This is a genomic window from candidate division WOR-3 bacterium, assembly GCA_013177935.1.
In the GTDB taxonomy this organism is placed as follows: Bacteria; Hydrothermota; Tepidihabitantia; order Tepidihabitantales; family Tepidihabitantaceae; genus Tepidihabitans.
In genome coordinates, this window is record JABLXZ010000002.1 from 103,411 (window position 1) to 125,932 (window position 22,522).

General features: G+C 45.9%; 21 protein-coding genes, 1 tRNA gene and 1 rRNA gene. 18 read left to right on the top strand and 5 right to left on the bottom strand.

All coding sequences use genetic code 11. The features are described from left to right. Positions 1 to 71 precede the first annotated feature (71 nt). The 3 genes from HPY86_03700 to rsmG are packed head-to-tail and all read left to right on the top strand — an operon-like array spanning position 72 to position 2,580. Positions 72 to 965 (top strand): PorV/PorQ family protein, encoded by an 894-nt coding sequence (locus HPY86_03700; GenBank protein ID NPV14021.1) that lies wholly within the window; start codon positions 72 to 74, stop codon positions 963 to 965. A gap of 11 nt (positions 966 to 976) precedes the next feature. Beyond that, complete coding sequence (locus HPY86_03705) at positions 977 to 1,942, top strand: HD domain-containing protein (protein NPV14022.1); 966 nt, start codon at positions 977 to 979, stop codon at positions 1,940 to 1,942. Further along, positions 1,933 to 2,580 (top strand): 16S rRNA (guanine(527)-N(7))-methyltransferase RsmG, encoded by a 648-nt coding sequence (gene rsmG, locus HPY86_03710; GenBank protein NPV14023.1) that lies wholly within the window; start codon positions 1,933 to 1,935, stop codon positions 2,578 to 2,580. The genes HPY86_03705 and rsmG overlap by 10 nt, the downstream gene beginning before the upstream one ends. Positions 2,581 to 2,712: 132 nt before the next feature. Here the strand turns inward: rsmG and HPY86_03715 are convergent. The 5 genes from HPY86_03715 to HPY86_03735 form a co-directional block, all read right to left on the bottom strand. Beyond that, positions 2,713 to 4,247 (bottom strand): 16S ribosomal RNA (locus tag HPY86_03715). A 205-nt stretch (positions 4,248 to 4,452) separates the two neighbouring features. Further along, positions 4,453 to 4,713 (bottom strand): zinc ribbon domain-containing protein, encoded by a 261-nt coding sequence (locus tag HPY86_03720; GenBank protein NPV14024.1) that lies wholly within the window; start codon positions 4,711 to 4,713, stop codon positions 4,453 to 4,455. A gap of 52 nt (positions 4,714 to 4,765) precedes the next feature. Next, the gene (gene groL / locus HPY86_03725) at positions 4,766 to 6,412 is read right to left on the bottom strand and encodes a chaperonin GroEL (protein NPV14025.1); all 1,647 of its coding nucleotides are present in this window, start codon (positions 6,410 to 6,412) and stop codon (positions 4,766 to 4,768) included. Positions 6,413 to 6,428: 16 nt separating this feature from the next. After that, a complete protein-coding gene (gene groES, locus HPY86_03730; protein NPV14026.1) occupies positions 6,429 to 6,722 on the bottom strand; it encodes a co-chaperone GroES in 294 nt (97 codons plus the stop codon). Between the two features lie 144 nt (positions 6,723 to 6,866). Next, positions 6,867 to 6,940, bottom strand: a tRNA-Val gene (locus tag HPY86_03735). Positions 6,941 to 7,156: 216 nt separating this feature from the next. Here HPY86_03735 and HPY86_03740 point away from each other — a divergent pair. From HPY86_03740 to HPY86_03810, 15 genes are all read left to right on the top strand, one after another. Next, on the top strand, positions 7,157 to 7,513 hold the full coding sequence (locus tag HPY86_03740) for a hypothetical protein (GenBank protein ID NPV14027.1): 357 nt from the start codon (positions 7,157 to 7,159) through the stop codon (positions 7,511 to 7,513). Between the two features lie 9 nt (positions 7,514 to 7,522). Beyond that, a complete protein-coding gene (locus HPY86_03745; GenBank protein ID NPV14028.1) occupies positions 7,523 to 8,110 on the top strand; it encodes a sigma-70 family RNA polymerase sigma factor in 588 nt (195 codons plus the stop codon). Further along, positions 8,100 to 8,861, top strand: coding sequence for a hypothetical protein (locus HPY86_03750; GenBank protein ID NPV14029.1), 762 nt, complete (start codon positions 8,100 to 8,102; stop codon positions 8,859 to 8,861). Before HPY86_03745 ends, HPY86_03750 begins: the two co-directional genes overlap by 11 nt. A gap of 254 nt (positions 8,862 to 9,115) precedes the next feature. Beyond that, on the top strand, positions 9,116 to 9,961 hold the full coding sequence (locus tag HPY86_03755; GenBank protein NPV14030.1) for a hypothetical protein: 846 nt from the start codon (positions 9,116 to 9,118) through the stop codon (positions 9,959 to 9,961). Between the two features lie 121 nt (positions 9,962 to 10,082). After that, positions 10,083 to 11,801 carry a DUF262 domain-containing protein gene (locus HPY86_03760; protein ID NPV14031.1) on the top strand — a complete coding sequence of 573 codons (1,719 nt, stop codon included), beginning with the start codon at positions 10,083 to 10,085 and terminating at the stop codon, positions 11,799 to 11,801. A gap of 281 nt (positions 11,802 to 12,082) precedes the next feature. Further along, entirely contained in the window at positions 12,083 to 12,268 is a 186-nt protein-coding gene (locus HPY86_03765) for a hypothetical protein (protein ID NPV14032.1), read from the top strand. Continuing rightward, positions 12,265 to 13,005, top strand: a complete 741-nt coding sequence (locus tag HPY86_03770; protein ID NPV14033.1) for a hypothetical protein — start codon at positions 12,265 to 12,267, stop codon at positions 13,003 to 13,005. Before HPY86_03765 ends, HPY86_03770 begins: the two co-directional genes overlap by 4 nt. 372 nt (positions 13,006 to 13,377) lie before the next feature. Further along, entirely contained in the window at positions 13,378 to 14,013 is a 636-nt protein-coding gene (locus tag HPY86_03775; protein ID NPV14034.1) for a hypothetical protein, read from the top strand. Positions 14,014 to 14,017: 4 nt separating this feature from the next. After that, positions 14,018 to 14,812: a nucleotidyl transferase AbiEii/AbiGii toxin family protein gene (locus HPY86_03780; GenBank protein ID NPV14035.1), complete on the top strand. Its 795-nt coding sequence runs from the start codon at positions 14,018 to 14,020 to the stop codon at positions 14,810 to 14,812. A gap of 137 nt (positions 14,813 to 14,949) precedes the next feature. Beyond that, a complete protein-coding gene (locus tag HPY86_03785; GenBank protein NPV14036.1) occupies positions 14,950 to 16,251 on the top strand; it encodes a site-specific DNA-methyltransferase in 1,302 nt (433 codons plus the stop codon). Beyond that, positions 16,248 to 16,832 carry an MjaI family restriction endonuclease gene (locus HPY86_03790; GenBank protein NPV14037.1) on the top strand — a complete coding sequence of 195 codons (585 nt, stop codon included), beginning with the start codon at positions 16,248 to 16,250 and terminating at the stop codon, positions 16,830 to 16,832. The genes HPY86_03785 and HPY86_03790 overlap by 4 nt, the downstream gene beginning before the upstream one ends. 693 nt (positions 16,833 to 17,525) lie before the next feature. Then, entirely contained in the window at positions 17,526 to 18,812 is a 1,287-nt protein-coding gene (locus HPY86_03795; protein NPV14038.1) for a hypothetical protein, read from the top strand. Positions 18,813 to 18,990: 178 nt separating this feature from the next. After that, complete coding sequence (locus HPY86_03800; GenBank protein NPV14039.1) at positions 18,991 to 20,139, top strand: hypothetical protein; 1,149 nt, start codon at positions 18,991 to 18,993, stop codon at positions 20,137 to 20,139. 95 nt (positions 20,140 to 20,234) lie between these two features. Continuing rightward, complete coding sequence (locus tag HPY86_03805; protein ID NPV14040.1) at positions 20,235 to 20,921, top strand: DNA alkylation repair protein; 687 nt, start codon at positions 20,235 to 20,237, stop codon at positions 20,919 to 20,921. A gap of 13 nt (positions 20,922 to 20,934) precedes the next feature. Next, entirely contained in the window at positions 20,935 to 22,413 is a 1,479-nt protein-coding gene (locus HPY86_03810) for a T9SS type A sorting domain-containing protein (protein ID NPV14041.1), read from the top strand. Positions 22,414 to 22,522 lie beyond the last annotated feature (109 nt).

The following is a 22,522-nucleotide window of genomic DNA, read 5'->3' on the forward strand; positions in this document are numbered from 1 at the left end:
GCCCTGCCCCTTGTTCTTATCCCTCTGCTGATTAACTTGACAACTAACGATTATTCCTCTTAAATAAACTGATGACCTCAATTGTCCTTGCCCTGGCTTTGATTGCGATTGACCCCGGTGCCGGCACAACCGGCTTTGATTTTCTGTATATAACACCTACCGCGCGGGAGGCGGCGCTGGGCGGTGCCAGTACCGCCCAGCCGGATGGTGCCTTTGGTTTCTATTACAACCCGGCAGCCACCGGCGCAATGACCGGTGCCCAATTTACCTATATCAACTATCCGGCAGGCATTCATCTCGGTTCTGCCGCCTACACCCAGCCGCTTGATAACACCAAAGGTATCGGCGTCGGCATCTATTATCTCAACTCCGGCACGATGAAGAAAACCAATGAACAGGGCGAAGAACTGGGCACATTTGGCGCCTCTTTTACCTGCCTCAACCTCAGCGGCTCCTACCGGCTCATCAGCAACCTGTTAGTCGGCGCCGGTATCGCCGGGCTTTACGGCACAATCGACACCTTCTTCTCAGTTGGGCTTGTCGGCAACATCGGCGTCACTTATGAACCGCCGGTACCCGGTCTTTACCTCGGTTTTACCGCCCGAAACCTCGGTGCCGAAATAAAACCGTTTGGCGTTCGTGACCCGATGCCCTTGGAATTCAGCCTTGGCGCCTCCTGGCAACCAACCCCGGCGCTCAACCTCAACCTGAACCTGAACAAACCTATCAACAACCGCTTCAACATCCGTGCCGGCATTGAAGGCTGGGTCAATCAGTTTCTTGCCCTGCGCGCCGGTTACAACTCCCTTGGCTCAGACCTGATGGCGGGTACCGGTGCTGACCCTCTTGCCGGATTTGCCGCCGGCATTGGCGTCCGCTACAACCGCTATCAACTGGACTACACCTTTGTGCCGATGGTCGCGCTCGGTTCTGTCCATCGCATCTCCTTCGGTTTCAGCCTGTAACTCTGGGCACAATGAAACGCCAGTTCGTCAAAGATTTAAAGCCCGGCACACTGGTCAACGATGTCTTCTTCTGCAACCGGCTCGATATCAAAGACCGCCGGGACGGTGGCAGATTCATCACCTTTGAACTGCGCGACCGCACCGGCACCCTATCCGCGATAATGTGGGACAACATTGAAGATGGCTTGACCTACATCGCCAACGGTGGGTTCTGTCATGTCCAGGGCAAAGCCAGCGACTATCAGGGCAGGGTTCAGGTTACGGTCAGTGGACTGTTTCCAGTTGACCCGAGCCAGATTTCCCGGGGCGACTTTCTCGCCGTCACCCGATTCAACCGCACCGAACTCCTTGAAGAACTGAAAAACCACATCAACTCAATCCAGAACCCCTACCTCCGCCAGCTTCTTGAGGCCTTCTTCAACGACCCGAAATTTGCCGAACAGTTTGCCCTGGCACCAGCCGCGGTTAGGGTCCATCACGCCTACCTTGGTGGCTTATTAGAGCACACCGTCTTGATGTGCCGGCAGATTGACCCGCTCTGTGCCACCTATCCAGAACTGAACAAAGACCTCATCCGCACCGGTGTTATCCTGCACGATGTCGGCAAGGTGCGCGAATACTCCTATGACCTGACAATTGAGCACACCGATGAAGGTAAACTCCTCGGCCACATCGTACTCGGCTACCAGATGGTATTGGAAAAAATCAACACCATCCCTGAATTCCCTGAAGACCTGCGCCAGATGGTCCTCCATATGATATTAGCCCATCATGGTGAGAACGAGTACGGCTCACCGAAAACGCCCAAATTTCCCGAGGCGTTCATCGTCTTTTTCCTTGACTACCTTGACTCCCGCCTTGCCATCTTCCGCGCCGCAATGGAGAAAAACAAAGGCGTGCGCTGGACCGACTTCAACGACTTCCTCGACACCGACATCTACATCAAAGACCAGCCTGAGAACGACCCGTGCCAGTAGGGCACGACCCCGATTTTACAACCTTTGCCCGTGCTGCCCAAACTATCGGCTTAAATATCAACCCCGAAACTTACGGCAAACTTTGCCTTTACGCCCAACTCATCCGGCAGTACAACGAAAAGGTCAACCTCATATCCCGGAAAGACACCCACCGCATTCTAACCTACCACATCATCGACTCACTTGCTGCCCACCGCTTCATCTTGCCCAATGCCCGCTGTTGTGATTTGGGCAGTGGTGCTGGTTTACCCGGAATACCGCTGGCGCTGGTCCGGCACGACGCTACATTCATCCTGATTGAGTCAATCAAAAAAAAGTGCCGGTTTCTTGAAACAGCGCTAAAAGAACTGAACCTGAAAAACTGCTCAATTTTCTGCGAACGGGCAGAAACGCTCCCGCCCCTCAACTGCGATGTAATTCTCTCCCGCCTCACCGCTCCAATCGAAAAAACGCTGCCTTTTGCCGCACCGCATTTAAAACCGGGTGGAGTTATCGTTCTCTATAAAACGGCGGGCTGGGAAAATGAACTGCAAAAGAAAGAAAAAATCATCGCCCGTTCCCACCTGCAACTTCAGAAAACAGAAAAAATAACCCTCCCCTTTTCCGAAATCGAACGGCACTTTTTGTTATTCACCTGAAAATAAAACACTATCCGCCCCTACAACTGTTGCTATTAAGAAAAAAAGAAGGCGTCACCCCAACGCCTTCGTTTCTTTCTCACGATTTGCGGATGTAACACTTAAAGCGTGCTCGGGTCGTGCGAAACTCGTAGAAAGGAGGTGATCCAGCCGCACGTTCCCGTACGGCTACCTTGTTACGACTTCGCCCCAGTCACCGGTCCTACCTTGGGCCCCGAATAATCGGAGACTTCAGGTATTACCGGCTCCCATGGCGTGACGGGCGGTGTGTACAAGACCCGGGAACGTATTCACCGCAGCATGCTGATCTGCGATTACTAGCGATTCCATCTTCATGCAGGCGAGTTGCAGCCTGCAATCCGAACCATGGCTGCTTTTCAGGATTGGCTCCACCTCGCGGTGTCGCAACCCATTGTAACAGCCACTGTAGGACGTGTGTAGCCCTGGGCATAAAGGCCATGCTGACTTGACGTCATCCCCACCTTCCTCCTCCTTGACGGAGGCAGTCCCCTTAGAGTGCCCCCTCGCGGGCTGGCAACTAAGGGCAGGGGTTGCGCTCGTTGTGGGACTTAACCATACACCTCACGGCACGAGCTGACGACAGCCATGCAGCACCTGTGCTGGCTCCCGGGGAAATCCCGGGTCGCTTCCCTTTCGGGTCACTACCACCAGCATGTCAAACCCAGGTAAGGTTCTTCGCGTAGCATCGAATTAAACCACATCCTCCACCGCTTGTGCGGGTCCCCGTCAATTCCTTTGAGTTTCAACCTTGCGGCCGTAGTCCCCAGGCGGCACACTTAACGCGTTAGCTACGGCACAGGGCAAAGCGCCCCACGCCCAGTGTGCATCGTTTACGGCTAGGACTACCAGGGTATCTAATCCTGTTTGCTCCCCTAGCTTTCGTGTTTCAGCGTCAGGAACATTCCAGGAGCCTGCCTTCGCCATCGGCGTTCCTTCCGATATCCACGCATTTTACCGCTACACCGGAAGTTCCAGCTCCCTCTCCTGCCCTCAAGACCGGTAGTTTCGACGGCAGTTCCCCGGTTGAGCCGGGGGCTTTCACCATCGACCCGCCGGTCCGCCTACACACCCTTTACGCCCAGTGAATCCGGACAGCGCTCGCCCCCTACGTATTACCGCGGCTGCTGGCACGTAGTTAGCCGGGGCTTCCTCTGGGAGTACCGTCACCCGCCAAAGGCGGGCTTCGTTCCCCCTGACAGGAGTTTACATCCCGAAGGACTTCATCCTCCACGCGGTGTCGCTGGGTCAGGCTTTCGCCCATTGCCCAAATTTCTAGACTGCTGCCTCCCGTAGGAGTGGGGACCGTGTCTCAGTTCCCCTGTGGCTGGTCACGCTCTCACGCCAGCTACCCGTCTCAGCCATGGTGGGCCGTTACCCCGCCATCAAGCTGATAGGCCAGGAGCCCGTCCCAAGGCGGCACCTTGCGGCACCTTTCCTGAACAGGAGATGCCTCCTATTCAGCACATGGAGTATTAGCCCACCTTTCGGTGGGTTATTCTCCTCCTTGGGGGTGGTTACCCCTGTATTACTCACCCGTTCGCCGCTAAGCGCAGCACGGTATTGCTACCACACTGCGCTCCGCTCGACTTGCATGTCTAAGACACACCGCCAGCGCTAGTCCTGAGCCAGGATCAAACCCTCCAAGCGAAAGCTTAGAAGGAATTTTTCACATAGCACAACCCGAGCACGCTTGGGTTACATCCGAATTATCAAAGAGCGATACCTCTGTAATTAAAAGATACACAAAATTTCTTTCTTGTCAAGCAACTGCTTAAAACAATTTTAACCAAACTATCTTTCACAATTTCAATTACTTAACTATTCACCGTTAAAAATTTTTTAGCGGGACCTTCAGGGGGTGTTGTCACTCGCCCCTTGCTTCTTCTCGCCGCCCTTTTCCGGCTTCTTTTCACCCGCTGAACTCTTATTTTTATAGTCGGTAATATAGAACCCCGAGCCCTTAAAAATCAGCCCGCTGCCCCCGGAAATCAGCCGCTCAACACAATTTTTCCCCTGACACTTCGGGCAGTTTTTCAATGCCGGCTCGGTGATTTTCTGAAACTGGCTGAACTTATTTCCGCACTTGCGGCAGTGGTATTCGTAGGTTGGCATACTTTACTCCGGTTTTGGGGGCGGGAAACCTCCCGCCCCCGTCACCGCTTAATTAGTACTCACCGCCGTAGCCACCGCCTGGCATCGGTGGTGTCTTCTCCTTCTCGGGCAACTCGGCGATGGCGCACTCGGTCGTAATCATCAAACCGGCAACGCTCGCCGCATTCTGCAGCGCCACCCGGGTCACCTTGGTCGGGTCAATGATACCCATCTCAAACATATCGCCGTACTCAAGCGTCTCGCAGTTGAACCCGAAGTTCGCCTTCTCCTCCTTGACCCGGTTGAACACGATGGAACCGTCAACCCCGGCGTTCTCCGCCAGTTGCCGGATTGGCTCCTCAAGCGCCCGCTTGACAATGTTCGCGCCAATCAACTCGTCGCCTTCCAGTTTCAGTTTCTCGACCGCCGGAATGCAGCGCACCAGCGCGACACCGCCGCCCGGCACCACGCCCTCTTCCACCGCGGCGCGGGTCGCATGCAGCGCATCCTCAACCAGCGCCTTCTTTGCCTTCATCTCGACCTCAGTTGCCGCACCAACATTGATCACCGCAACACCACCCGCAAGTTTCGCCAGCCGCTCCTGCAACTTCTCCCGGTCGTAATCCGACTTTGTCTCCTCAATCTGCTTGCGAATCTGCTCAATGCGCGCCTGGATGTCCGCCTTCTTGCCCGCACCCTCAACAATCGTCGTATTCTCCTTGTCAATCACCACACGCTTGGCAATGCCGAGGTCCGAAATCTGGATGTTCTCCAGTTTGATACCCAGGTCCTCGGAAATCAGGCGACCGCCGGTCAGGACCGCAATATCCTCAAGCATCGCCCGGCGCCGGTCACCATAGCCCGGTGCCTTCACCGCGCAGCAGCGCAGCGTGCCCTTGATGTGGTTCACCACCAGACCGGCAAGCGCCTCGCCCTCAACCTCTTCGGCAATCACGAGGATGGGCTTGCCCCGCTGCGCCACCTTCTCGAGAATCGGCAAAAGGTCGCGCATCGAAGAAATCTTCTTCTCGTACAAAAGGACAAACGCATCCTCAAGAATCGCCTCCATCTTCTGATTCTGGGGCGAGGTTGTTCCGGGCTCTAAGGCAAAGTAAGGCGACAGGTAGCCGCGGTCAAACTGCATACCCTCAACCACCTCAAGCGTCGTCTCCACCGACTTCGCCTCTTCCACGGTAATCACGCCCTCTTTGCCCACCTTCTCCATCGCATCGGCAATCAACTTCCCGATTTCCTTATCGTTGTTTGCCGAAATCGTCGCCACCCGCTCAATCTCCTCGCGGCCCGTCGCCTTCTTGGAAATCCGCTTCAGTTCCGCAACCGCCGCCTCAACCGCCTTGTCAATACCCCGCTTCAACGCCATCGAGTTCGCACCCGCAGTCACATTCTTCAAACCCTCGCGGTAGATTGCCTCAGCCAGAACCGTTGCCGTGGTCGTGCCATCACCCGCCACATCCGAGGTCTTGGACGCCACCTCTTTAATCATCTGCGCGCCCATATTCTCAAACTTGTCTTCCAGTTCAATCTCCTTGGCAACCGTCACACCGTCCTTGGTCACGGTCGGCGCGCCCCACTTCTTCTCAATCAAAACATTGTGACCCCGCGGACCAAGGGTAACCTTGACCGCATGAGCCAGTTTCTCGGCACCGCGCAAAATTGCGCGTCTTGCATCTTCTTCAAACCGTAAATCTTTCGCTGCCATTTTTCATACCTCCGGGTTATTTTTCCTTCTCAATAATCGCCAGGACATCGTCCTCGCGCATAATCAAATACTCATTGTCGTCAATCCGAATCTCATTGCCCGAATACTTCCCGAACAGGATGTAGTCGCCCTTCTTCACCTCCATCGGAATCCGGTTTCCCTTCTCATCAATCCTGCCCGGTCCAACCGCAATCACCTTCCCCTGCTGCGGCTTTTCCTTCGCGGTATCCGGGATAATGATACCGCCCTTCTTCACCTCTTCTTCAACCCGCTCCACAAGGATGCGGTCCTGTAACGGTTTAATCTTCATACTGTTCCTCCTTTTTATAATACCACTTCACATTGAAAATATGTAACTTACTAAAACCACCACTTCCCATCCCGACCCCCTGATTCTATTAGACATCACAACTCAGGCAAGAGATTCACAAACCGGCGACCACAAAACCCCCAATGGGCGATACCTGAATTGAACAGGTGACCTCCTCCTTGTAAGGGAGGCGCTCTCGCCAACTGAGCTAATCGCCCTTGTCCGATATTATATAAACACAAGACCCACCTGTCAAACAACCCCGGAAACGGTCCCCTCGCCCGTTCCCGACACCGTTTTGGAAGTTATCTTTAACATCATAACCACATACAAATAAGAAACTTATACCCAAAATACCAGTAGCACACGAAACTAATGCGTTAATTTCTTTACAAAATCGGCTCTAAACGGTCAGAACCAAAAAGGAGAAACCGATGCGCAAAACAAAAGATGTCATTGAACGCTACCGGAGAAAAATTGTCCTCAGGATGGCAGGGGTCCTGCCCGAAGAAACGATAAAACAGATGATTGACAACTATACCATCGCCCAGAGCCAGATTGCCCTTGTTGACCAGAAGGTGAGAACCGTGCTCGCCACCGAAAACATCCCCTCCCTATTTTTTGTTCACTACCTCACCTATGGCAGAAAAGTCTGGGCAACCGCCCGGCGCTACTCGGGCAAAACCGGTGACCAGCAGATAAAAACCCTGCGTCAGTACTGGGCAAAACAGGGCTTAAACGAAACCGTCCTCGAAAAGATTGAACAAAATGTCCGTGCCCTCTTACCTTGACGACCAAAAATGGCAGAATATCCTCTACCGGTGCGAGATGAACAGGCTGACCTCGTTGCCGAACTCAAAGCGGAAAAACCCGGTGCCTTTGAAAAACTGTTCCACACCTTTTGGCGACCGGTGATGGCGCTTGCCTTAATCCACCTCTCCGACACCGCGGAAGCCGAAGACTGTGCGATTGAGACCTTTGAGGACCTTGCCCGGGGCATAAAAAGGTTCCGCGGCGAGTCAAAACTCTCCACCTATGTTTACCAGGTTGCCTTAAACCGCATCCGCAAACATCACCGCAGCCGCAAACGCAGCCTGGCCACGGTCCCGATTGAAACCTGCCCGGAACACCAGTTCGCGACCCCGCCCCTTGAAGCCCGCTTTGAAACCGCGGACGAAATCAAACACCTGTATCAGGACTTAAAACGCCTGCCCCGGACCCAGCGCGAGGCAATCACCCTGCGCCACATCCTCGGCTTAAAACTGCCCGAAGTCGCCCGCACCCTTGGCATCCCGGAAAACGCCGCGGCGATGCGCATCAACCGCGGCATCAAAAAACTGCAAAAGATGCGCCAGCAGCGTCTCCGGAGGGAAAAGTATGGAAGATAAACAAGTCCTGTTCCTCCTCAACCTGCTCCGGCAGGAGATTGACTCTCACCTCAACCGGATTGACGAAAACCAACTCTGGCAGAAACTCCAGGAAAAACTCGCCACCAAAGACCTCAAGGGTTACCGCCGCCGCATCGAGCAACTCAAAACCCGCGCCGGCACAGTCCGCCTCGCCGACCGCAAAGACATCATCCTTTTGCTCCTCTACATCCGCGGCGCCACCGGCAAACTGTGCGAACCCATCCTCGGCATCACCCGCATCACCAAACTCCTCTTCATCGCATTTCAGGAACTTAGCCTTGACACCATCATCAAAAACCCCTACCGCTTTGTCCCCTACAAACTCGGACCATTCACCCCGGAACTCTACACCGACCTGAAAATTCTCACCGACCTCGGCATCATCACCGCCTATCCCCTTGACCCCGAAGGTGTGCCGGTCATCAACCTTGACCGCGACTTCGCCTCATTCATCGCCACCCTCAACTCCGGCATCACCACCGCTGAACGCCTCGACGCCATCAACCTCGCCTTCAACCTCACCCCAAAAGGCAGACAACTTGCCCGCCTATTAGCCCAAACCGCGCCCCGCAAGAACAAAAACCTGCTCCCTGGACTCCAGATTGTCAAAACCACCTTTGCCTCCCTCCCCTTAACCCAACTTTTACGCTATGTCTACACCCGCTACCCCGAATACACCACGCGCTCCGAAATCATCGAAAAAATCCTCGGGAAACAAGGGCGTAAGTGACAGAAAATGCGCCGGATTTGAATAAAACAACCATCTTTAAAAATAGTAATTAACAGTACAGTACTTGACTTTGAAAAATATTGCATATACTAACTAAAAGAAGATAGAATGATAGCAGTAAAAGAGCCAAAATTCCTTCTACCAATTTTGCGGGGCAAACCAATGACAAATAACAGCGACTATGAGGGACGTCCGAACTCAAGTTCGGATGTGAACGAGTTAGGCGGAATTTAACAAGATTTTGGGGTACTATTATGAGATTATTTTCTCAACGAAAGGGTCTAAAACCCATTAAAAGTAAAGTGCAGGTTGATTCTATGGATGTGGAATTGAGAAATAGTTTGTGGAACGTCGTAATTGGCTTTTATATGGGAAACCTAGATGATATTCGTCGTCTAACTAATTTTATAGCGTTATCAAAACGGCTATGGTGCAATTATTTTAAATACCCTCTTGACACTCTCCCCAAATATGAGAAGGATACTTATAAGGAAATAAGGGAGTATTTTTTTACTTGCGAATGGTACGAAGTTTACGATTTCATAGAATTTGTTGCTAACAATTATCCCGACGACTACAACCAGGTCACCCCCAGATTTATAGATTCTTGTAATAACATTTTAGAAAGGGAGTTGTCAGCATATCGCTTCGTTGGGGGAAAAATTACGCAGATAACATCCAAAGAAGAAATTACTGAAATAGAAGAAGCATTGGAGGCTACCGAGCCTCTAAAAGGAGTTAATATACACTTAAAATGTGCTTTGGATAAATTGGCAGACAGAAAGTCCCCCGATTACAGAAATTCAGTTAAAGAGTCTATAAGTGCGGTAGAGGCCATTTGTAAACTAATAACAAAACAGGAAAAGGCAACATTGGGAGAAGCATTAAACAAAATAGAGGACAAAGTTAGTTTACACCCTGCCCTGAAAAATGCATTTTGCAGTTTATATGGATACACAAGCGACGCGGATGGCATACGCCACGCTTTAGTTGATGAACCTAATCTCGATTTTGAAGATGCAAAATTTATGTTAGTTTCATGCTCTGCATTCGTCAATTACCTTATTAGTAAAGCATCAAAAGCGGGGATTAAACTATGATTCGAACGGCACCCAAGAGCGGACATACGGTTTCGCTTAGTCGGCCAAAATCCCGCTTGGGAGACACACTTATGTAAGTGGGTTTTAATCTCTAAATTTAAGATAAGAAAAGGAGAATTGTATGGCCTACTGGATAAACCATGAAATTAGTAAGGTAATTGAACTGATTGAAAAAGAAGATTTTGTTTTGCCTGTGATACAGAGAAAATTAGTATGGGATGAAGAGCATATCACCCTCCTTTTTGATACCATCTTAAAAGGAGATTCCTTTGGAGCGATTATGACTTTAAAAGATATTAAAGGTACTAAGCCATTATTTGAGTTCAGGCCCTTCGATAAAGATTTTGTTGAAGGAAAGAATATTTTATCAACGAGAGTTGATAAAATAACCAAACATATTTCTTATGTCATTGATGGGCAACAAAGGTTGTATGCCATATATATCGGATTAACAGGTAGTTATAACAGTAGATATCTATATTTTGACCTTTTAAGCGAATGGGATAAAGATGATTTCTATCTACAATTTGCTTTGGATAAAAATATGGAATTAAAAAGTCGGGTTGATGCTGCAGATGGAAATGGAACCAGAAGAACTTTTTGGTATAGGGTAAAGGATTTATATAGTCAATTAGCGAGCGCCGGCAATCCACATCAACGTGTTGTTCAGCAAATCTTTGATGATTATCATGAGGAAAATTTTACCGACGATGAGAAGGAAAGTATTAAGAAAAATGTTGAAAATTTCGCACAACAATTTTTTTCTTGCAAGAATATTGGAATTTGTGAGGTTTTATTAAACACCGAGAAAGATATTTATTATAACCGTAGAAAAACGGTAGAATTGTTCAGAAGGCTCAATCAGAGTGGCACAAAATTAGATGCTTCAGAATTAATTGCGTCTGTGCTTAAAAGTTTTACTGCTGATAATGAAGAATTTTTATACGAGGACATTAATGAATTTCTCGATTTAAATTTGGGGCAGGATGAAATTATAAAATTAATCTTTATCTTGCAAGATAATCATAGAAAGGAGCTGTTAGATGTAGAACAACAAGACTCCGATTTTATTCAAAAAAATAGAGATAGGATATTAAATTCTATCAGGGGGACAAAGCAATTTTTAATAGCTTCTAGATTGTATAACTTTTTTAAAGATTACCGTCCATCTGTGATACCATTGTATTTTATTGCATATCATCTTTTCCATAAAACCGAAATTAACATAGATAGTTTAAAAGATTATTTTAATAATGTGGAGGACAATGAAGACTATAAACTTATTTATAAATGGATTTACTTATCATTGCTTAATGGAGTTTTTAGGAGGCGAGGGGCTGGTTGGACCGCTTACAAAACGGGGATAAGGAAAATATTAGAAGTGATGAAAGAACATAAAAATAAAGAATTTCCTGTAGATAAATTGTTTAAAATGTATATTGACTACCCCTTAAGTTTTGATGATAACATTAGAGAGGATAAGTTAGATTCTTATGATTTTTCTTTTCTTATGTATATTATTTATGAAAGATGCAGTAAATTTAGGGAAGAGGACATTGACCATATTCATCCATATGCAATTTTAGAAAAAATTGGGCTTTCACCGGATGGTATAAATACAGTCGCAAATAAACAATTATTAGACCGGGGGACAAATAGAGGAAATAAAAGCAACAAAGAACTTAAGGATTGGATTAATAGTTTAAATAATAAAGAGCATTATTTGAAAAGACATTTAATACCACAAAAAGAAGAGTTGTGGATGAGCTGTAATTATCAAAAGTTTATTAAAGAACGGAGAGCTTTAATTAAAAACAAACTGGTACAAGAATTGAGATAATTTGCGCGCAACACCGTGTTTAGTAAGCTTTACTAAATTCATCTTATTACGTCGCCGTAGATTTGGGTTAACGGGGTTTCTAAATCTCCCCTTTTGGTCTCTCTTATCTTCCCGCCGCGCCAAGCTTTCATTTTTCTTGATAAAATATAATGTAATAAAGTAAGGCGATATGAATAAGGAACTGGTAACGCCATAAAACTTTATTGTACCGCCAGCGACAGGGCGGAGAAAGGCAAAAAGCTGTTAGGTCAAAAGCGGTAGACAAATGAAAGGAGCAATAAATGATTCCAGAAGAATTAAAAAAGTATGATTATTTGGATAAGTTGCATGAAATATATATGCCCTTTACAGAAGAAGACTTGTTATGTCATCTTGCGAGCAAAAACGTTCTCAGAAAATATTATAAAAAGAGCATTGAAGATTACAAGATATGGTGCACCGCTAATTGTGCACAGAAGAAAAATTGAACTTGAGACAGGTGAGGGGGCCACGCCAAATAGAAAAAAATGAAAGGTTATGGACCGCCGCATGTCTGATGACAGTTTTTTATAGTAAGAGCAGAAGCCAAGAACTTACCAAAATCTTTAGCAAAGGTTATGGTGAGACACCCCCAATTGAAGGATTAAACTCATGGAATGAATGCTTTGAAGGAGAATTGCATTTATTTTTTGAACCGGGGCTCCCCTCCCCGAGTTCATATAAAGAATGGTTGCGAAAGAACCTCGAAAAAAGACATTTTATTCCCTACGTTTTGGAATGTGCTAATGACGATAAAGAGCTTGAAGGTCGTACAAATGTTGATGCAATCCTTTTGAATTCAGAAAATGGATTTGCTGTTATAATTGAAGCAAAAGTATTGTCAGACATCTCCATCGATGTTACCTATGACACTATGCGCAACCAAATTGTAAGAAATATTGATGACATGTTAGAAAAGAATAGAAACAAAAAATTCCCCTTGAATAAAAGAGATCCCTCGAAATCATTGTTTCTCCTTATTACGCCCAAACTTTTCAAGGAAAATCCCTCAAGCCGTTTGTATGGATATAAATTCAATGAATATAAAACCAACCCCGCTTCTTTAGCAGACGATTTACCTCATAGAGAGAATTTTGATTGGCAAAATATATCCAAGAAATTAGGTTGGTTAACATGGGAAGACTTTCGGGGGGTAAATAAAAATTGTTGTTTGTGGTTAAAATAATTGGGGACAAAACCTTACAACAAAATTTATCCGAGTTATATTAAATTCGCCACGGGGCTAAATTCCTTCCATCGTATGATGATTTTAAAATAAAGCCTGTACTTGCCATTAACCCATTTCCGCATAGAATACAATTGTGCGATGTAATGAAATCGTAAAGCGGTTGCGGGCGCTTGCCAATTCGAAAGGCCCAAAAACTCACCGCCGGCATTTTAACGCCTGGCAATAATCTAACCGCTATTTAACCCATTCCCGAATACACCAGGTTATCCAATTCGGGTTGGAATTTTCCCGTTTTGTTTTGACTTTACAAAGGCGGGTTTTAGGATTATAGTTATTTCTGTAAGTAATAATTTTTTATAAATTACGGAAATGAAGTATTCAGAGTTTAAGGATGCGGTAAGAGGTTTTCCGCTCATCACTTCAACCATTATCGATAACCTCAGCCGCAAAGCCCCAATTTTACGGGTCCAGTTAAGTGGCTGGCGGGAAAAGGGGTTAATCATCAGGCTAAAGCGGGGAATTTACATCCTGAATGCCGGCGATAGAAAGATTGAGCCCTCAAGAGTATTTCTCGCTAATGCCCTGTATTCACCTTCTTATGTGAGCACAACCTACGCTTTGGGCTTTTACGACTTAATTCCGGAAAAGGTCGCGGATGTAACTTCGGTTACGACCAAAAAGACCGCGAAATTTATTAACCCCCTTGGCACCTTTGTCTATCAGCATCTGAAGCCCGAACTTTTCTTTGGCTTTACCGAAGTAAAGGATGAAAACCGCTTCCCGGTTTTTATTGCCGAGCCCGAGAAGGCGCTGCTTGACCTTATCTACCTGAACCTTGAGGATTTCAAGGGCAAAGAACCGGACTTTTTTAGTCTGTCCTATCGGTTGCAAAACCTGAGCATCCTGAAAAAGAGCAAACTCGTCGCTTATGCCCGACGGTTTGAAAATCAATCGGTTATGGATGTATTAAAAAATTTTTTAATTTTTCTGAAGAAAGGGGGTTAGCCCGATGCTGGAGGTAATTGAGAAAAGCATTGCCGGTATTGCCCGCCGGGAGGAAAAGGTTCATATCACCAGGGAGTTTTTACAGTTGCTTGTGTTAAAGATTCTTGATGACAAAGGGTATTTTAAAAACCTCGCCTTTGTCGGCGGGACCGCGCTCCGAGTGTTATATGGTTTGCGCCGGTTTTCCGAAGACCTTGACTTCTCCCTCATCGCTAAAAAGGACTATGATTTTGATAACCTGTTAGAAAAGGTTGCTTACGAATTGACGAAGGCGGGATTTTCCTTAGATATTAAGAGTAGTACCGAAGGCGCGGTGCATTCGGCGCTGTTAAAATTTAAAGACATTCTCTTTCTTTTGGGGTTAGCCCACCAGAAGGGACAAAAACTTTCTATTAAACTGGAAATCGATTCCAACCCGCCCCGCGGCTGGCAAACAGAACTGTCCCTGGTGAACAAACATTTTGTTTTCACCGTTAACCATTTTGACATCCCTTCGCTTTATGCCACCAAACTCCATGCCTGCTTTTTTAGAAAATATATCAAGGGCAGGGACTTTTATGACCTAATCTGGTATCTGGGCAAAAAGGTGTTACCCAATTTTGAACTCCTCAACAATGCGATTGAGCAGACCGAACACAAAAGGATAAATTTAAATAAAGAAGACTTCAATGACTTTTTAAGGGCAAGGCTGGCACGGGTTGATTTTGCCAGGGTCAAAAAAGATGTCGAAAGATTTATTGAGGATAAGAATGAACTCAAACTTCTTAACAAGGATTTGATATTAAAACTTATCGGCTGAAGACCAGCGCTTGCAACATTGCTGAGTAAAATTAGTGCTCCCGGCATAAACTTGACAGAAAAATAACCCGGGTTAAATTAAGTTGATTGAATTGGCAAACCGGCGGCTTTGAGTATGCCAAACTCTTAAGGTGATGTATGAAGACCTGGCACCGGATAATCATCGGTGATGCGCGATGGATGAAGGAGGTTGAAGATGAATCAATTCATCTTATCGTTACCTCGCCCCCATACTGGCAATTAAAGGATTATGGCAATGGCAAGCAGATAGGGTTCAATGACAGTTATGAGGATTATATCAATAACCTCAATCTGGTCTGGAATGAGTGCCATCGGGTATTACACAAAGGCTGCCGATTGTGTATTAACATTGGCGACCAGTTCGCCCGTTCGGTCTATTACGGCAGATACAAAGTCATTCCCATAAGAACCGAAATCATCAAGTTCTGCGAGAGCGCCGGGTTTGATTATATGGGAGCAATCATCTGGCAGAAGGTGACCACCTGCCACACAACCGGCGGCGCAACGGTGATGGGCTCTTATCCGTATCCCAGAAATGGCATCATTAAACTGGATTATGAGTTCATCCTGATTTTTAAAAAATACGGCAATCCGCCCAGAGTCAGCAAGGAGATAAAGGAAATGTCAAAGTTGACTGAAGAGGAATGGAGCCGCTATTTTACCGGGCACTGGAAATTTTCCGGCGAAAGGCAGGACAAACACCTCGCGATGTTCCCCGAAGAGTTGCCCAAGCGGCTCATTAAGATGTTCAGTTTTGTTGGCGATACGGTTCTTGACCCTTTTCTTGGCAGCGGGACGACATCTTTAGCCGCCAAAAATCTCAACAGAAATTCCATCGGCTACGAGATAAATGAGGAGTTCCTGCCGATAATAAAAGAAAAACTGGGCATAACGCAGAGGGCAATGTTTCCGGATGCAACCTTTGAAATTATCAAACAGGATGAACCAAATATAGATTTCAAAGAGGAGATTAAAAAGTTGCCTTACATCTTCAAGGACCCTATAAGATTTGATAAGAAGATTGACCCGAAAAAATTAAGGTTCGGTTCAAGGATTGATAACACCACTCCTGAGCGCGAAACCTATTATACGGTAAAAGAAATAGTTTCGCCCGAGATATTGGTTTTAAACAACGGATTAAAAATCCAACTCCTTGGTGTGAAGGAGAAACCGGGTAAAAATGGTGCGGCGATTCAATATATAAGAGAAAAGACAAAAGGGCAAAAGGTTTTTATGAAATTTGACGAAGTAAAGCACGACCAGAATAATAACTTACTTTGTTATCTCTATTTGCAGAATAAGACCTTCTTAAATGCCCATTTGATTAAAAAGGGTCTGGTTGATGTGGATACGACAATTAATTATAAATACCGGACAAAATTCTTAACTCTTCAGAAAGGGTTAAAGAACACAATATGAAGGTCAGAATCACGGTTGAAGAGATAAGAAAATATCTTGATATAGAAACGCCCGAATTCCCTAAGTATGTCGCACCACTTATCAATTTAGCCAATCAGTATGCCCAGGGAACGCGGCCGAAAGTTGTCGGGCAGATGAGTGAACTTATCCAGGAGTTTGAAGGGAAGACACTTTCCGAGTGGGAACAGTGGTATTTAGAGAAAAAACCCGATGCAATCAGAAATGCTACAGAAAAGATATTACAGAAATTGAGGGAAATCAAAAACTCACTTGACCGGATTGACCGAACAATGGTTGAACGCTGGGTCCGCGATTTGGTAATTGTTAAAACTTTTGCCGGATTAAGGTTTCAGGAGGCGATACTAAAAAAGGGCGCGGAGTTAAAAGGAACAGATTACCGGTTGGCAGAGCCGGAAGAGGAATCAAAAGGGATTGATGGTTACATTGGCGATGTGCCTGTATCAATAAAACCCGACACCTATGATGTTAAAGCATCATTACCCGAACACATTGGCATCAAAATCATCTATTACAAAAAGATTGATGATGGGATTGAGGTAGATTATGGAGAAATTCTATAATGAGTCGCTGCCTAACAGCGGATAAAAAATTTTCAAAATGCATGAAAGGAGGTGATAAACATGGCAAGTTGTCCGGGGAAAAGGGATAATCATACCTGTTCTAGTACGCTCTACAGGTGCAAGAAATGCGGGAATATTGGATGTGACCAGGGTAAACCGGGCAAGTGCACAAACCAGGGTTTTAGCTCGGGGAAGTGCTTAAAATGTGGCTCAACGGGTCAAAAGGAATTGTTCCGTTAAGCGCATTTAAGGATGGCTTTGTTCCCCCAATACTCTTGCTTGACTTTTTAAAATGTGAGGTATACTAAGAACAGTGGAATGATATCAGCATCATCAGTAAAAGAACAAAAATTCCTTAAGATTGATGATGGGATTGAGGTAGATTATGGAGAAATTCTATAATGAGTCGCTGCCTAACAGCGGATAAAAAATTTTCAAAATGCATGAAAGGAGGTGATAAACATGGCAAGTTGTCCGGGGAAAAGGGATAATCATACCTGTTCTAGTACGCTCTACAGGTGCAAGAAATGCGGGAATATTGGATGTGACCAGGGTAAACCGGGCAAGTGCACAAACCAGGGTTTTAGCTCGGGGAAGTGCTTAAAATGTGGCTCAACGGGTCAAAAGGAATTGTTCCGTTAAGCGCATTTACGGCTGTATTGTGTCCTTAATACTCTTGCTTGACTTTTTAAAATGTTAGATATAATAAAAAATGTAACCAATCCTACTGCTCACCTTTCTCATCTCACTATTAAGGATTATATACTCTGGTTTACAAAACATGGTTCTATCGAGTCTGAATTTTATGGTAGAGAAAATTATAGCAATAAGATTGTGTATCTCAAATCGTTTGACACCGAACGAATTAAACCAGAACTGAAAATTGGGAATGAAGTATATACTAATGATTATTATGAAAAAATTCCTTTTGGGCACGTCTTTCCCCCAGAGTGTTATAAGCAACATGACTTGACAGGAAAACAAGCAGACCTGCAAGATCAAGGAAAAGATGTTGACAAAATAGACTTAATCTGCAAAAGGGTATATCTATCAAACGAAACCGGCAAGCAAAAACCTGATGTTCCATTTCAAATAGTATTTTATATTGAAGGAGACGAGGCAAAAAGATCTTATAACAAAATGCTCATTCCAAAAGGAAGGGTGGCAAAACTACATTATGACCAATACACAGTAGAAAGCAGATATGGTCTATGGGCATGTAAGGATTTTATTCCTGTTGTAAACATAACAAGTTGGATTGAAACACGCGGGATTAAGTCCCGATTTCATGCATTTATAAATTGTGATAAATTTGAACTTACAGCCAATAGAAGCACTATTGATAATACCCCTTCTGACATTATTTCCAGTGTAAAAGAACGCACAAAAGAGATATACAGAGAAATTATCCAAAAATCAGATGAATATAAAGAAATTGAAAGGTTGATAGAGGAAGAAGAGAAACAACGGCAATTAGAGGAAGATAAGAAAGAATTTGCAAAAAGGATTAAAAATTTAAGTAAACTTAAGAAATGCGTCTATAAAAATATAACGTTATTTGAACCAAAGACAGAAGCAGAGGTATATGGACTTATTATGAGGTTAATGGCAGTGAACCCTGACTTATTTGACTTTGAAATATTAGATTATCGGACCGATAAGGGAATTGATTTTTTAGTAAGGAAGAAGAGCGACCCTCCAGAACTTCCAAGTTATAAATATGTAGAATTGAAACATATTTTAAGGGGGTCTTTCAATCACTGCTTTATGTACCTTCATAAAGTAATATGTTTTAAGATTGAAGATGGGCTTAACCGAGTTAAGGGGATTGATGGCATTCGCATCATAACCTCATCTACAGATAGAGGTGAAACAAAGTTCTATTTAACGCCAGAATCACCTTCTCCCGACCAAGATAATATTGAAATTATCGTTTTAGAGACATTTCTTAGGGAAAAGCTAAAGTTAGAATTTACATAAGAATGAAAAACTCATTGTATCGTTTGAATGCCTAACGGCGTATAAAACAGCATAAAAAGGTTGTGCTTACGGCACATTCCCAAATATTTGCTTCGCATAACATTGATTTTACAAAAAATTCGCCTAAATAGCCCCTGCCTGCACTTGACATTAACCCATTGACAGGCATCCTGGAATAGTGCGGTGTGATGAAATCGTAAAGCGGTTGCGGTCGCTTGCCAATCCTCGAGCGGTTGCCGGAATGGCACGATTCGGGATTAATACGAAGCGGGCTTACGGGGTGTCAATCCCCGATTTAAGAAGACTCGCGAAGGAAATCGGCAGGGACCATAAACTGGCGCAGAACAATATTATGAAGAAATTAATGGTCACTATTTTGGTTGTTTCAACAGTCCTGATGTCAGGATGTATAAATCTACCTTCCACTAACCGAAACTACACGCAGGATATGCGCGATTTTATCCAGAATATTAGTACCTATGCAAAGGGAATAAAACCTAACTTCATTGTCATTCCCCAGAATGGGCAAGAACTGATAACTGAAAACGGAGAACCAACCGGACCGCCAGCAACGAATTATCTTAATGCTATTGATGGTTTGGCGCGGGAGGATTTGTTCTACGGATACGATGAAGATAATGTGGCAACACCCCAGCCGGAACGAAACTATATGATACCCTTTATTGATATTGCCAAGAATAACGGTAAAAGGGTTTTAGTCGTTGACTATTGTTGGACTCAATCGTTTGTGGACGACTCCTATAATCAGAACGCAGTTAGAGGCTACATATCATTCGCGGCAGAACATAGGGAACTGGATAACATTCCGTCGTACCCGACGACTCCCTACAATGCCAATCTTGACAATATTACTTCGCTAGCCGAAGCGAAGAACTTTTTGTATTTGATTAACCCCGGCTCTTATCCTACAAAGGCAGCATTTCTAAGTGCAATCCAGAACACAGATTATGATGTTGTCATTATCGACCTCTTCTACGGCACCGAGCAACTAAATCCTGGCGACATCGCATCATTGAAGGTTAAGGTTAATGGCGGTGTTCGTCTGGTAATTGCTTATATGAGTATTGGCGAAGCAGAAGATTACAGATATTATTGGGAGGCAGAATGGGAAACACACCAACCTGCCTGGTTGGTAGAGGAAAATCCGGATTGGCCTGGCAACTATAAAGTCCGGTACTGGGATAAGAATTGGCAGAGCATCATCTATGGAAACGATAATTCCTATCTAAAAAAGATTCTTGATGCAGGATTTGACGGCGTGTATCTCGATATTGTCGATGCATTTGAATACTTTGAAGGTCAATAATCATGCTGTGGCAAGAAAGCCATTCCAAAATGAATGGCGCCTTTATGGCACCCACCTCTACTTGACATTAACCCATTGACAGGTATCCTGCAATAGTGCAATGCAATGAAATCATAAAGCGGTTGCGGGCGCTTGGCAAACCGAAAGCGGTTGCCGGAATGGCACGATTCGGGATTAATACGAAGCGGGCTTACGGAGTGTCAATTCCCGATTTGAGAAGACTGGCAAAGGAAATTGGTAAGAACCATAAACTGGCGCAGGAACTGTGGAAAATAGATAACCGGGAAACGCGCATCCTTGCCGGTATGGTTGATGAGCCGGAACTTGTGACTGAAGACCAGATGGAGAAGCGGGTTAAGGATTTTGCGGACTGGGAGGTCTGTGACCAGGTCTGCCAGAACCTTTTTATTTATACCAAGTTTGCCTATCAGAAGGCGCAGGAGTGGAGCCGGCGTGATGAGGAGTTTGTTAAGCGGGCAGGTTTTGCCTTGATGGCGTGGCTGGCGTTCAAGGATAAGACGGCAAAGGATGAGGCGTTTGAGCGGTTTCTGCCCGCTATCAAAAGGGAGGCAACGGATAATAGAAATTTTGTGAAGAAGGCGGTGAACTGGGCGTTAAGGCAGATTGGTAAAAGAAGTATTTACCTGAATGAGAAGGCACTAAAAACGGCAAGGGAGGTTGAAAAGATTGAATCTAAGAGTGCCAGATGGATTGCCCGGGATGCAATCAAGGAGCTAACAAGCAATGCCGTGCAGGAGCGGCTGAAAAAGGTGGGCGGTTAAGTAAGGAGGAAATGTGAAAATAAGTTGCGGAGCGGTTTTGCTCGGTCTGGTGCTAATGGTGGCACCGGTTTTTGCCAATTTGTGGTATCTTCGCCGGGGTGCTGATAGTCTTGATGATGCCTGGGCGGTTACCGTTGATAGTAGCGGCAGGGTTTACTGGGCAACAACCGAATGGCAACCCCGCGCCACCCATAATGACATCTTTCTTTACATCGTTGACTCTACCGGCAGGCAACTGTGGCGCAGTCAACCGCTGAGCGATACATCAAGAAATCGGGTTGCATTCATTGCCGTGCTTGAAGAGCCCAATCTTTATATCGGGGGCAGAATTGAAAAGATTAGTACCGATTTGCTGCTTTTATCACTGCGCCGCGACCAGGATACCTTTGTCCCGGAATGGCAGTATATCTGGGACCAGGCACGAGGATATGAGGAGGTTGATGGCATCGGCGTGGAAGGGGATGTGATTTATCTCTCGGGCTGGACCACACCGTCCCTGTGGAACAATGACATCGTTGTCCAGAAACTCAACCGCAGCGGCACTCTCCTGTGGAGTAGCACCTGGGGCGGACCTGGTCTGGAAGGTGCCAATGGTCATCTGGCACTGGACGCTAACAACATCTACCTCGCCTCACATCTCGGCACGCTTGACTCGAGTGGCAACGCCATCTTAATTGCCTTTTCCAAAGATAGTGGCACCTATCTCTGGGATTCAATCTGGGATGGGTATCATCTCGACGACAACTTCTTCGGACTGGAGATGAGCAGCGACTCTTTTCTGTATTGCTTTGGTTATACCGACACCGAACCATCTATTTTCGGTCAACTGGACCTGATTCTGGTGAAGTACACCCGCACCGGTCAGAAGCTCTGGGAAAGGCGCTGGGGTGGTCCAAATAGTGAGTGGGGACGGGCAATTCTGGCTGATGGCGATAGTGTCGTTTATATCTGTGGCAATACTGCCAGTTATGGTGGCGGTGCTACAGACATAGTATTGGTGAAATATAACTCAAGCGGCGAATTACTTGGTTGCAGGACCTGGGGTGGGCGTCAGGATGACATTGTTCACGATATCGTTAAATTCGGTGACCATTTATACATCACGGGAAGGACCCAAAACTTTGGTGCCGAACAAGAGGATGCGCTCCTCATCAAGGCCAATGCCCGGACTATGGAATTACCGGATACATTAATTGGTATCGAAGACCGCAGCGGCAATCAGCCGGTGCGATTAACCGTAACTCCCAACCCGTTTATTAACCAGACGGCAATTAACTTCAGCACCAGAAATGAGCCGGTTTGGTTAACTATTTATGACCCTGTCGGGCAGGTAGTTAGAGACATTTTTATCCCTGCCCGGTCTGGAACCAGACCGGTTATCTGGAACGGCCGAGACAATTCCGGCAAACCGCTTGACCCGGGTATCTACTTTATCCAGCTGAAGGCGGGCACAGCCAATTCAACCGGTAAAGTCTTGCTACTGCGCCATTGATTTAAAAACTTGACAGCACATCTGCCGGGCATAAAATTTTATTGACGAATAGGGCGTTTTTTACAATCAGGGGCATCAATTTCCTCATTGGGCATTCTGCCTGCGGGAT

Bases quoted from the DNA above. Each gene is read 5' to 3' on its own strand.
- HPY86_03700 (NPV14021.1), top strand. From the start codon at position 72: ATGACCTCAATTGTCCTTGCCCTGGCTTTGATTGCGATTGACCCCGGT.
- HPY86_03705 (NPV14022.1), top strand. From the start codon at position 977: ATGAAACGCCAGTTCGTCAAAGATTTAAAGCCCGGCACACTGGTCAAC.
- HPY86_03720 (NPV14024.1), bottom strand. From the start codon at position 4,713: ATGCCAACCTACGAATACCACTGCCGCAAGTGCGGAAATAAGTTCAGC.
- groL (NPV14025.1), bottom strand. From the start codon at position 6,412: ATGGCAGCGAAAGATTTACGGTTTGAAGAAGATGCAAGACGCGCAATT.
- groES (NPV14026.1), bottom strand. From the start codon at position 6,722: ATGAAGATTAAACCGTTACAGGACCGCATCCTTGTGGAGCGGGTTGAA.
- HPY86_03740 (NPV14027.1), top strand. From the start codon at position 7,157: ATGCGCAAAACAAAAGATGTCATTGAACGCTACCGGAGAAAAATTGTC.
- HPY86_03745 (NPV14028.1), top strand. From the start codon at position 7,523: ATGGCAGAATATCCTCTACCGGTGCGAGATGAACAGGCTGACCTCGTT.
- HPY86_03750 (NPV14029.1), top strand. From the start codon at position 8,100: ATGGAAGATAAACAAGTCCTGTTCCTCCTCAACCTGCTCCGGCAGGAG.
- HPY86_03755 (NPV14030.1), top strand. From the start codon at position 9,116: ATGAGATTATTTTCTCAACGAAAGGGTCTAAAACCCATTAAAAGTAAA.
- HPY86_03760 (NPV14031.1), top strand. From the start codon at position 10,083: ATGGCCTACTGGATAAACCATGAAATTAGTAAGGTAATTGAACTGATT.
- HPY86_03765 (NPV14032.1), top strand. From the start codon at position 12,083: ATGATTCCAGAAGAATTAAAAAAGTATGATTATTTGGATAAGTTGCAT.
- HPY86_03775 (NPV14034.1), top strand. From the start codon at position 13,378: ATGAAGTATTCAGAGTTTAAGGATGCGGTAAGAGGTTTTCCGCTCATC.
- HPY86_03780 (NPV14035.1), top strand. From the start codon at position 14,018: ATGCTGGAGGTAATTGAGAAAAGCATTGCCGGTATTGCCCGCCGGGAG.
- HPY86_03785 (NPV14036.1), top strand. From the start codon at position 14,950: ATGAAGACCTGGCACCGGATAATCATCGGTGATGCGCGATGGATGAAG.
- HPY86_03790 (NPV14037.1), top strand. From the start codon at position 16,248: ATGAAGGTCAGAATCACGGTTGAAGAGATAAGAAAATATCTTGATATA.
- HPY86_03795 (NPV14038.1), top strand. From the start codon at position 17,526: ATGTTAGATATAATAAAAAATGTAACCAATCCTACTGCTCACCTTTCT.